Source organism: Lachnoclostridium sp. An131, assembly GCF_002160825.1.
In the GTDB taxonomy this organism is placed as follows: domain Bacteria; phylum Bacillota; class Clostridia; order Lachnospirales; family Lachnospiraceae; genus Laedolimicola.
The window spans coordinates 132,498-144,708 of record NZ_NFLI01000002.1; the positions used below are offsets into that span (position 1 = coordinate 132,498).

General features: G+C 49.9%; 8 protein-coding genes. All 8 read left to right on the plus strand.

Annotation, left to right across the window (positions count from 1 at the left end; all coding sequences use genetic code 11):
* Positions 1-4 precede the first annotated feature (4 nt).
* The 8 genes from galT to B5E77_RS02265 all read left to right on the plus strand — a co-directional run bounded on the left by galT (position 5) and on the right by B5E77_RS02265 (position 12,058).
* Entirely contained in the window at positions 5-1,513 is a 1,509-nt protein-coding gene (gene galT, locus B5E77_RS02230; RefSeq protein WP_087163765.1) for a UDP-glucose--hexose-1-phosphate uridylyltransferase, read from the plus strand.
* Positions 1,514-1,729: 216 nt separating this feature from the next.
* Positions 1,730-3,064 carry a substrate-binding domain-containing protein gene (locus B5E77_RS02235; RefSeq protein WP_087163766.1) on the plus strand — a complete coding sequence of 445 codons (1,335 nt, stop codon included), beginning with the start codon at positions 1,730-1,732 and terminating at the stop codon, positions 3,062-3,064.
* 178 nt (positions 3,065-3,242) lie between these two features.
* Positions 3,243-4,751 (plus strand): sugar ABC transporter ATP-binding protein, encoded by a 1,509-nt coding sequence (locus B5E77_RS02240; RefSeq protein WP_087163767.1) that lies wholly within the window; start codon positions 3,243-3,245, stop codon positions 4,749-4,751.
* An 18-nt stretch (positions 4,752-4,769) separates the two neighbouring features.
* Positions 4,770-6,425 (plus strand): ABC transporter permease subunit, encoded by a 1,656-nt coding sequence (locus B5E77_RS02245; RefSeq protein ID WP_087163768.1) that lies wholly within the window; start codon positions 4,770-4,772, stop codon positions 6,423-6,425.
* A 159-nt stretch (positions 6,426-6,584) separates the two neighbouring features.
* Positions 6,585-8,195 carry a response regulator gene (locus tag B5E77_RS02250; RefSeq protein WP_087163769.1) on the plus strand — a complete coding sequence of 537 codons (1,611 nt, stop codon included), beginning with the start codon at positions 6,585-6,587 and terminating at the stop codon, positions 8,193-8,195.
* Entirely contained in the window at positions 8,176-9,999 is a 1,824-nt protein-coding gene (locus tag B5E77_RS02255) for a cache domain-containing sensor histidine kinase (protein WP_442911320.1), read from the plus strand. Before B5E77_RS02250 ends, B5E77_RS02255 begins: the two co-directional genes overlap by 20 nt.
* A complete protein-coding gene (locus tag B5E77_RS02260) occupies positions 9,996-10,967 on the plus strand; it encodes a sugar ABC transporter substrate-binding protein (protein WP_087163771.1) in 972 nt (323 codons plus the stop codon). The genes B5E77_RS02255 and B5E77_RS02260 overlap by 4 nt, the downstream gene beginning before the upstream one ends.
* A gap of 53 nt (positions 10,968-11,020) precedes the next feature.
* Entirely contained in the window at positions 11,021-12,058 is a 1,038-nt protein-coding gene (locus B5E77_RS02265; protein WP_087163772.1) for a galactose ABC transporter substrate-binding protein, read from the plus strand.
* The last annotated feature ends 153 nt before the right edge of the window (positions 12,059-12,211 follow it).

Here is a 12,211-nt window from a genome sequence, read left to right on the forward strand (position 1 = left end):
GAGCATGGAAAGAATAACGGACATTACTATACTGATAGGGGAACTGATGGCATACGGAATGGAGAATGGGCTGGTGGCTCCTGCTGATGAGGTTTTTGTGACGAATCAGCTGCTTTCTCTTTTCGGCCTGGATGAATATGAAAAGAAAGAGCTTCCTCCGCAGAAGCGGCCTGTTCATGAGATTCTGGACGATATGCTGGCATATGCGGTGGAAGAAAAGCTTCTGGAAGACGACACGATCACAGCAAAGGATCTCTTTGATACGAAGATTATGGGAATCCTGACGCCGATGCCTTCCCAGGTGCAGCAGAGATTTTGGGAGAAATACCAGGCTTCTCCGAAAGAGGCGACAGATGACTACTATGCATTCAGCCAGGCGACCAATTACATCCGCCGGGACCGCATTGCGAAGGACGAGAAATGGGAGACTGATACGGAGTACGGCCCTATTGATATTACGATCAATCTCTCCAAGCCGGAGAAGGATCCGAGAGATATCGCAAAGGCGGGCCAGGCGAAGAAAAGCGGCTACCCCAGCTGTCTGCTGTGCCGGGAAAATGAAGGCTATGCAGGACATTACGGACATCCGGCCAGGCAGAACCACAGGATTATTCCGATCCGGCTGAATGGGGAGGAGTATTTCCTGCAGTATTCTCCTTATGTATATTATAATGAGCACTGCATTATCTTTAATAAAGAGCATATTCCGATGAAGATTGACAGGGCCGCTTTTGTAAAGCTTCTTGATTTTGTGCGCCAGTTTCCACATTACACAGCCGGTTCCAATGCCGATCTCCCGATTGTAGGGGGCTCTATTCTGAGCCACGATCATTTCCAGGGCGGAAATTATGTATTTGCCATGGCCAAAGCTCCTTATGAGAGATACTTTACGATGTCAGGATATCCGGATGTGACGGCGGGCGTTATCCGCTGGCCGATGTCTGTGATCCGCCTTCAGGGCGCGGATGCGCAGCAGCTTGCGGACGCTGCCGATCATATTTTAAAGAGCTGGAGATGCTATACGGACGAGGCGGCTTTCATTTACAGCGAGACGGACGGCGTGCCGCATAACACGATTACGCCGATTGCGCGGATGCGGGACGGTCTGTATGAGCTGGACCTTGTGCTCCGGAACAATATTACGACAGAAGAGCATCCGATGGGAGTTTATCATCCTCATGCTGAGTATCATCATATTAAGAAGGAAAATATCGGCCTTATCGAGGTCATGGGCCTGGCAGTCCTTCCTGCGAGACTGAAGAAGGAAATGGCGCAGCTGGAGGAATATGTGCTGGCAGGAAAAGACCTTCGGACAGACGAAGCGCTGGAGAAGCACGCGGACTGGGCGGAGGACTGGATGAAGCGGTATGAGGTTACGCCGGAGAGCATCCACGGGCTCGTGCAGCAGGAGATAGGAAAGGTATTTGCAAGGGTGCTGGAATGCGCCGGCGTGTATAAACGGACGGAAGAGGGACAGGCGGCTTTCGACCGGTTCATCGAGACGATACGATAATTTTCAGATATACGGCAAAAATGGACAGAATCCCCGAAAAGAATGGGTTCTGTCCATTTTTTTGCGAAAAGCTCACCTGGAATATTATTCAAAATAGATAAAAGAACCATTAAAATTTTAATGAAAAGTGAAAAATATTCTATTTTCTATTTTCCAGATATCGTATATACTGTTCACATCAACGAAAACATCGTTAGATAAGGAGGAACAAGTTTTATGAAAAGGAAGTTACTTTCACTGACTCTCGCAGCAGTGCTGGCACTTTCCCTGACCGCTTGCGGCGGCGGAAGTGATACCGCAGACACAGCTACAGATGCTGCAGAGACCACAGAGGAGACCACGGAAGAGACCACAGATGCTGCAGAGTCTACCGACACAGCAGCTGGCGAGGTTGCAAATGCGGACAAGCCGCTGGTATGGTTCAACCGTCAGCCGTCCAACAGCTCCACCGGAGAACTGGACATGACAGCTCTGAATTTCAATGAGAATACATATTATGTAGGATTCGATGCAAATCAGGGCGCTGAGCTGCAGGGAACCATGATCAGAGACTACATCGAGGCTAATATCGATACCATCGACCGCAACGGCGACGGCGTTATCGGATACGTTCTGGCTGTCGGCGATATCGGACACAACGACTCCATCGCACGTACCAGAGGCGTTCGTTCCGCTCTTGGAACAGCTGTAGAGGTAGACGGAGCTATCGACAGCACTCCGGTTGGAACCAATACAGACGGTTCTTCCACCTATGTTCAGGATGGAACTCTTGAGATCAACGGAACTACCTACACCGTTCGTGAGCTGGCTTCTCAGGAGATGAAGAACTCCGCAGGAGCTACCTGGGACGCAGCTACCGCAGGAAACGCTATCAGCACATGGTCCGCATCCTTTGGAGATCAGATCGACATCGTAGCATCCAACAATGATGGTATGGGAATGGCGATGTTCAACGGCTGGTCCAAGGCAGAAGGCGTACCGACTTTCGGATACGACGCTAACAGCGACGCTGTAGCAGCTATCGCAGAGGGCTACGGCGGAACCATCAGCCAGCACGCAGACGTACAGGCTTACCTGACCCTTCGCGTTCTTCGTAACGCACTTGACGGCGTAGACATTGACACAGGTATCGGAACCGCTGACGAGGCAGGCAACGTACTGACTCCGGATGTATTTACCTACAATGAGGAGCAGCGTTCCTACTACGCACTGAACGTAGCCGTTACTGCTGAGAACTATCAGGATTTCCTGGATTCCACCGTTGTATACGCACCGGTATCCAACCAGCTTGATGCAGAGACCCATCCGACCAAGAACGTATGGCTGAACATCTACAACGCAGCTGATAACTTCCTGAGCGCTACCTATCAGCCGCTGCTGCAGAACTACGACGACCTTCTGAACCTGAACGTTGAGTACATCGGCGGAGACGGACAGACAGAGTCCAACATCACAAACCGTCTCGGAAATCCGAGCCAGTATGATGCTTTCGCAATCAACATGGTTAAGACAGACAATGCAGCTTCCTACACATCTCTGCTTAGCCAGTAAAATCCAGAAAGATTATTTAGTGAAATAAATAATTATAACGGACAAGATTATTGGGGAGAAGAGATTCTCCCTAATAATCTTTCAGAGGGAATCTGCGGCCGCCGGAGCGTGCGTGGCTCCTGCCTGCCGCGGGGAAAAGAGTGTTTTCAACCAATCTATAGATACAGGAGTAAAGAGAATGGCAGATAAGAGGGATGACGTTGTCTTATCGATACGCGGAATGTGCAAGTCCTTCGGCCGCAACCGGGTTCTCGATCACATCAATCTGGATGTGAAGCGCGGAACGGTTATGGGACTGATGGGCGAGAACGGTGCCGGCAAGTCAACGATGATGAAATGTCTTTTTGGTACCTATCAGAAGGACGAAGGGACGATCTTCCTTGACGGAAAGGAAGTAAGTTTTTCCGGACCGAAGGATGCCCTTGAGAACGGCATCGCGATGGTTCATCAGGAGCTGAACCAGTGTCTGGAAAGAAACGTGATTGATAATCTGTTCCTTGGACGCTACCCGAAGAATTCCATGGGAATCGTGGACGAGGGCAGAATGAAAAAAGAGGCTTCCGAGCTTTTCAGAAGACTTGGCATGACGGTCGATCTGACACAGCCCATGCGGAAAATGTCTGTGTCACAGCGGCAGATGTGCGAGATCGCCAAGGCTATCTCCTACAATTCCAAGGTGATTGTACTTGACGAGCCGACTTCTTCCCTGACCGTCCAGGAGGTAAATAAGCTTTTTGAGATGATGCGGATGCTGAAAGAGCAGGGAATTGCTCTGATTTACATTTCTCATAAGATGGATGAGATCTTTGAGATCTGTGATGAGATTTCCGTACTCCGGGATGGCAACCTGGTTATGACAAAGAGCTCAGAGGATACGAATATGAACGAGCTGATCTCCGCCATGGTAGGACGTTCTCTCGAGAACCGCTTCCCGCCGGTGGATAATACGCCGGGCGACGTGATTCTGTCCGTTCAGCACCTGTCCACAAAGTTCGAGCCTCATTTGCAGGATGTAACCTTTGATGTCAGAGAAGGAGAGATCTTCGGACTCTACGGTCTGGTTGGAGCGGGACGTACGGAGCTTCTGGAGACTATCTTTGGAGTGCGCACCAGAGCGGCCGGCCGTGTATATTTCAATAACCGCCTGATGAACTTCAACAGTGCCAAGGAAGCCATGGAACATGGATTTGCCATGATCACTGAGGAACGAAAGGCCAACGGACTGTTCCTGAAGGGCAACCTTACGTTCAATACCACGATTGCCAACTTAAACCAGTACAAGACAGGACCGGCTCTTTCCGACACGAAGATGACGAAGGCTACAACGAAAGAGATCAAGGTCATGCATACCAAATGTATGGGACCGGAAGATATGATCACAAGCCTTTCCGGAGGAAACCAGCAGAAAGTTATCTTTGGAAAATGGCTGGAGCGTGAGCCTCTGGTGTTCATGATGGATGAGCCGACGCGAGGAATCGATGTAGGAGCCAAATACGAGATATACGAGCTGATTATCCAGATGGCAAAACAGGGAAAGACGATTATCGTGGTATCCTCCGAGATGCCGGAGATTCTGGGTATCACGAACCGGATCGGCGTCATGTCGAACGGACATCTTTCCGGAATCGTAAATACGAAAGAGACCAATCAGGAAGAGCTGTTAAGACTCAGTGCAAAATACCTATAACGAGGGAGAACGATAGATATGGCAACAGGAAATGAAAAGATTCTTACGGCCGAGCGGGAAATGGAACTGCGCAAGCCGATTGACGATTATGTGGGCGGCATACAGGAAAAGATCAATGCCCTGAGAGTGGACGGCACAGACAGGGTAGTGTCCCTTCAGAACAGAATCGATTCTCTGAAGAGAGACAAGAGCCGCAGCAAGGCAGAAAACGAGGCTTCCATAGCAAAGCTTCAGGGAGAGCTTTCCAAGGCAAAAGAGATCGAGTCCAAGAATAAGGATGAGATCGCGAAGCTGATTGCAGACGCTGAAAACTACATCAAAGAGCATTTTGACAAAGAATACTATGAGCCGGTATGCGAGAGCGCGAAGTATGAGAAGGAAGCCGCGAAGGCAGCTTACGACGCGAAGCTGGCAGAGCTCCAGAAGGAGCATCAGGCTGCGATGTCCAAGCTCTCCGACCATCAGGAAATCAAGGACGAGAATTATGTATATAAGAATCGTCAGTTTGACGCGAAGATGGATTACCAGAAAGCCCTGCAGGAGATCAAGGACAGAAGACATGCCGCTTTTGCTCATAAGTATCATCTGATCGATATGCTGCGCATGTCGAAATTCACTTTCGGCCAGACCATGAGCCAGAAGTGGGAAAATTACAAGTATACCTTCAACCGCAGAACCTTCCTTCTGCAGAATGGTCTGTACATAGCGATTATCCTGATCTTTATCGTGCTGTGCGTGATTACGCCGGTTATCAAGGGTACTCCGCTTCTGACCTACAACAATGTGCTGAATATTCTGCAGCAGGCGTCTCCGAGAATGTTCCTGGCCCTCGGCGTGGCAGGCCTGATCCTGCTGGCAGGTACCGACCTTTCCATCGGACGTATGGTTGGTATGGGTATGACGACGGCTACGATCATCATGCATCAGGGTGTGAACACCGGCGGTGTCTTCGGGCACATCTTCGATTTCACCGGCTGGCCGATTCCGGCGAGAATGATTTTCGCGCTGTTTATGTGTATCCTGCTGTGTACATGCTTTACCTCTCTGGCGGGCTTCTTTACAGCCAAGTTTAAGATGCATCCCTTCATCTCCACGATGGCGAACATGCTGATGATCTTCGGCCTCGTTACCTATGCGACAAAGGGTGTGTCCTTCGGCGCGATTGAGCAGTCTATTCCGGCCATGATTATCCCGAGAGTGAACGGCTTCCCGACCATCATTCTCTGGGCGGTAGCGGCAGTAGCGATTGTATGGTTTATCTGGAACAAGACCACATTCGGAAAGAACCTGTACGCAGTAGGCGGCAACGCCGAGGCGGCAGCAGTTTCCGGTATCTCCGTATTTGCGGTGACAATTGGCGCTTTCATTCTTGCGGGTATTCTTTATGGCTTCGGTTCCTGGCTGGAGTGTGCGAGAATGGTTGGTTCCGGTTCTGCTGCTTATGGACAGGGCTGGGAGACAGACGCTATCGCAGCCTGCGTAGTAGGCGGCGTATCCTTTACCGGTGGTATCGGTAAGATTTCAGGCGTGGTAGTCGGTGTGCTGATTTTCACAGCCCTTACCTACTCCCTGACAATTCTTGGTATCGATACGAACCTGCAGTTCGTATTCTCTGGTATTATCATTCTGGTAGCAGTTATGCTTGACTGTCTGAAGTACGTACAGAAGAAATAAGACTTTTTGCGAAGGGAATCCACTCCTGCCGGTTACAGGCGGAGTGGATTCCTTTGTAATATCAGGAAAAATGAAAAATATTCCCTTGTGCGCTGATACGGATTTGCTATAATAGTAACCAGCCCAAAACGATACGCGGCATCAGAGATGGAGAAAAGAATGGACATTTATACAGTGCTTCTGGTTGACGATGAGGAAGAGGTCATCCAGGTGATTCAGAAAAAGATAAACTGGGAAGGGCTTGGCTTTTCTGTTATCGGCTATGCGAACAATGGAGTGAAGGCCCTGGAGATGGTGGAGGAATACCAGCCGGATGTGGTGATGACAGACATCAAAATGCCGTATATGGACGGCCTGGAGCTGTCCAAGCGCATCAAGACAGATTTCCCCGCCACAAAGGTTCTGATTTTTACGGGCTTCGATGAGTTTGAATATGCGAAAGAGGCCGTTCATCTTGAGATAGAGGAATATATCCTGAAGCCGGTCAATTCTGTGGAGCTGACCAACGTATTTACGTCGCTGAAAATTAAGCTGGATCAGGAAATCAGTGAGAAGAGAAGCGCGGCGGTGCTGAAAAACTATTATATGGAGTCGCTGCCCTTCCTGAAGGCAAATTTTTACACGACACTGATCGAAGGCCGGATCCGCGGAGACGAGGTGGAAAAATATCTGCGGGATTACCAGATTGAGTTTGAAGGCCCGTATTACTGCTGCCTGGTGATTCATACCTCGTCTACGCAGGTGGAAAAAAATATGAATCCGGTGCTTCTTGCTATGTCGGTACAGAAGCAGGCAAAGGAATATCTGGGAGAGAAGTGGAAGGCAAAGCGGTTTACCTATCTGGGAAATATGGTGATGCTGGCTCAGCTTGAGAATGAAAACGACGTCTCTGAGCTGACAGACGAGTGCGACCGTTTCTGCAGGTATGCCCGCCGTATCATTGGAGCGGTAGTGACCGTAGGCGTCGGATGGGTCTGCTCCAATATTCTGGAATTGTCTCAGTCCTACAGCAGTGCAAGGGAGGCTGTCTCTTACCGTGCTATTTATGGCACGTCCAGAGCAATCAATATCAGAGAGATTGCGCCTCAGGAGACGGGCGGCTTTGAGACGGTGAATGATGCGGAGATTTCCAACCTGTTTAAAATGATCCGTCTCAATTCCAAGGAGGACATTATTGAAGAGGCAAATAAATATATGAACCATATTTTTCTGCCGACCAAATCCCTGCAGTATCATCATATTGCCGTGATGGAGCTGGTGAGTCTGCTGTACCGGTTTGCCGCGAACAATGATATTCAGACAGATGCGTTTTCCGGCGATATGGGAGAGCTCTACAGCAGGCTGATTGAGATGGCGCCGGACGCCTTGCGAAAGTGGTTTGTGGATATCTGCCTGGCTTTTCAGGAGAGCCTAATCAGCACCCGGAACAAATCTACGAAATCCTTTGTGCTGCGGGCCCAGGAATATGTCCATGATAATTACGCGGATGCCGGTCTTTCCCTGGACAGTGTCTGTGAAGAGCTGGGAGTGTCAAACTCTTACTTTTCTACGATTTTCAAGAAGGAGACAGGAAGCTCCTTTATCAGCTATCTGACGGACTACCGTATGGACCAGGCGGCCCGGTGGCTTCTGGAAACAAATGAGAAAAGCTATATCATAGCGAAGAAGGTCGGTTATACCGACGCCAATTATTTCAGCTATGTGTTTAAAAGACAGTTCGGCGTGTCGCCTTCCAAGTACAGAACGGAGCATGGAGAGAGTGAAAGATAAGCTTCTAAAGAATGTGAGAAGGCTGGAACCCCGTGGAATCCAGTCAACGATTATGTTCAGCTTTTCTGTGATTTCGATTTCGATCATGCTGATCCTGGGAATCGTGCTGTATCTGCGTTTTTCGACCTCGACCAGGGAGGAGACGATCCAGAGCACGCGGAGGCTGATGGAGCAGACGGGGGAAAGCCTGGAGGATTATCTGGTGAATATGCGCCAGATATCAGATACAGCCTATTACTATCTGATCAAAGAGAACGATTTTTCCAGCTATGGAGAGGATATTCAGAGCAGGATCAATCTTCTCTATGAGGCAAACAGGGACAGTCTGCAGAGTATTGTGGTCTATAATAATTACGGAAGCCTCCTGGCGGCAGAGCCGGTAGCTACCCAGAAGGAAAATCTGAATGTTACGGAGCAGGGATGGTTTGTGCAGGCCATGGCTGAGGTAGAGAATATGCATTTTTCGACTCCGCATATTCAGAACCTTTTTGACGACAATACCTTTCGTTACTATTGGGTGATTTCTCTGAGCCGGGCCATAGAGATCACAAGGGATGGAAAAACAGAGCTGGGCGTCCTGCTTGTGGATATGGATTATTCTGTGATATCCAGAATGCTGGATCAGATCAATGTGACGGAAAACGGACAGTATTATTATCTGTGCGACAGCAGCGGGGAAATCATCTATCATCCGCGCCGGATTCAGATCAGTGATAAGATCAGCAGTGAAAATAATGAGATTGCGGCAGGCTACAAGGATGGAGTTTATGATGAGACGTTTCAGGGCGAAAGACGTAAGATAGTTGTGAATACCATCAGCTATACAGGCTGGAAGCTGGTAGGCGTGATTCCGTATTCCGCATTTACGTACGGCATGATTGATATCCGGTATTTTATCATTCTGCTGATGCTTCTGATGCTCATGATGCTGGCTGTAGTCAACCGCATTGCATCCCAGGGGATTTCCAGGCCTATTTTAAGGCTGAACGATTCGGTCAGAGAGTATGAGGCTGGAGAAAAGCCGGAGATTTATATCGGCGGGCCCCAGGAGATTCGCCATCTGGGCCATTCTATCCAAAAATCCTATGAGCAGATCGAGGAATTGATGAAAAAAATTGTCCTGGAGCAGAATGAGAGGCGAAAGAGTGAGCTGGATGCCCTTCAGAGCCAGATTAATCCGCACTTTCTTTATAATACCCTGGAATCCATTACCTGGATGGTAGAGGGAGAGCGCAATGACGATGCGGTCTTTATGATCTCTCAGCTTGCAAGGCTCTTTCGTATCAGCCTTTCCAAGGGACGGACGATTATCAGCATCAGGGACGAGATCCAGCATGCGCAGAGCTACATGAATATCCAGAAGATCCGATATAAAAACACGTTTTCTATCGAGTTTGATGTTGAGCCGGAGATCTACTCCTACAGCACTGTAAAGCTGATTCTGCAGCCGCTTCTTGAGAATGCGATCAATTATGGAGTCAGCGGCCTGGATGAAAATGGGGAGATCCGGGTAGAGGGAAGAAAAGAGGGAGAGCAGATCCTGCTTTCTGTGACGGACAACGGAATCGGGATGTCTGAGGAGGAGGCCAGTCTGGTGCTGACGGACAGCAGCCGGATTCACAAGCGCGGATCCGGGGTAGGACTGGTGAATGTGAACCGGCGTATCCAGATTTATTTTGGAAATGAATACGGGCTTTCTATCGAAAGCGAGCTGGATGAGGGAACCAGAGTTCTTATCCGTATTCCGGCGGTTCCATATACAGAAGAGGGAACGAAGCTTCTGGAAGAAGGAAGGGTGGAATGAATAAAAGTAAAAAATATTTTATCATAACGGAGACAGCTCTGGGCATACTGGTTCTGATTCTTGCTGTGATGATGCTGGGAGGAAGGGACAGGGACACGATCGGCAGGGTATCTGTGATTATCCGTGATTCTGACGATGCCCAGTGGGCGGCCTTCAAATATGGAATCCGGAAGGCGGCCCAGGAGCGGGGGGTCGAAGCTGTGGTAGTCGGCACCGAAAGCGTATTGACGCTGGAAGAAGAAAAGGAGCTGATAGAAGCTGAGATTGACAACGGGGCAGATGCAGTCATCGTACAGCCTGTACCGGAGCAGGGAGCAGAGGAGATGCTGGAGAAAATAAAGAAAAAGGTTCCGGTAATGCTGGTGGGAAGCCATGCTTCGGCGGATGGCGGAGACTCTGCGCTTCCTGTGACGGAGGCGTCTCCCTATGAGCTGGGTGCTGCTTTGGCGGAAGAGATTCTGAAGGATTACAGCAGGAAGCTGGAAGGCAAGACGCTGGGGATCGTCTCATGGACGACAGATTCTGTGATGACAGCTGAGCGCATGGAAGGCTTTACGGACACTCTTGAGGATACGGGAGTAACCGTAAGCTGGCATGTGGCCGGAAAATTTGACGGCGGAGAAGAGGCCTACCTGGGAGCGCAGGCGAAGGTGGATGTTATAGCGGCGCTGGATGACAGCAGCCTGACGGCGGCAGGGGAATACTGGGCAGAGGAAAACGGAGGAGTACCGTTGTACGGGATTGGTCATTCCACACAGGCGGCCTACTATCTGGACAAGGGAATTGTGGAATGCCTGGTGATGCCGGATGAGTTCAGCGTAGGCTATCAGAGCATGAGCGAGATAGCGAACAGCCTGGAGGAGCTTTTTTATAAGACGCAGGACAGAAGGATTTCCTATACGGTTCTCCGCAGAGAGTCACTGTTTTCACAGAAGGGCCAGGAAATTCTGTTTACGATGAGCCAGTAGCAGAAAGAAGCGGGCAGCTTCCCGGGCAGCCGGAGAACAGGAGAGCATGAAATATGAGGAACAGACGGAATATTGCTGCGGGGCTTCTGATAGCCGTGTGCGGGTTATTGTGCGCGTGCGGCGAGCAGAAGACAGAAGACCCGGGGAAAAACTACATCGGTGTGGCTTACTATAATCAAAGCGATACCTTTTTGAACGAGCTGCTTGACAGCTTCAGAGAACAGCTGAAGGAGCTTCAGGGAGAAGGAGCGGAGACGGTGGTCATGGTTCGGGACGCGGCAGGCTCGCAGAGAACCCAGGATGATCAGGTAAAGGAGCTGATAAGCGCCGGCTGCGATGTTCTCTGCGTCAATCTGGTGGACCGGGCAGATCCGTCAGAAATTATTGATATGGCCAGGGAAAATGATGTGCCGATTATTTTCTTCAACAGAGAGCCGGTTGCGGAGGATCTGATGCAGTGGGATGGCCTTTATTATGTAGGCGCAGAAGCGGAGGAGTCGGGAGCCATGCAGGGCGAGCTGGCGGCGGATCTGATAAGAACGGACAGCCAGGTGGACCGGAATAAGGATGGAAAAATTCAGTATGTAATACTGGAGGGTGAGGTAGGGCATCAGGATGCCATCATCCGTACAGAGACCGTGGTAGAGACCTTGACCAGCCAGGGAATTGAGCTGGAGAAGCTGAGCTATCAGGTGGCGAACTGGAACCGCGCGCAGGCGGAAAATCGTATGGAGCAGCTGATTGGACAGTACCACAACCAGATAGAGCTGGTTCTTGCCAACAATGACGACATGGCTCTTGGAGCTATTGATGCTTATAAAAGCCTGAACTATACAGAATCGGCGCTGCCTGTATTTTTTGGAATCGACGGAACGGACGCCGGACTGCAGGCAGTGAAGGACTCTGAGCTGGCAGGAACGGTTTACAACGACAAGGAAGGGCAGGCGGGGGCGATGGCCAGGATTTCTGTGGCGCTTCTGACAGGAGAGGGCATGGATGAGATTGAGTTCCAGAATGAAAGATGCGTGTATCTTCCTTACGATAAGGTGACGAAAGGGAATGTGAGTGAATTTTTGTTTCGAAGCAGATAGGCCCTGAGACAGAGGCCCTGAGACAGAAGAGAGCGCCGGAATTTCCGGCGCTCTCTTTCGTTCCCTGTCAGTCTGCAGCAGGGATTCGACTTAAAAATATATGTTGACTCGGATGTTATAAAATGTTATAATCTGTTACAGAAAACGGGATGA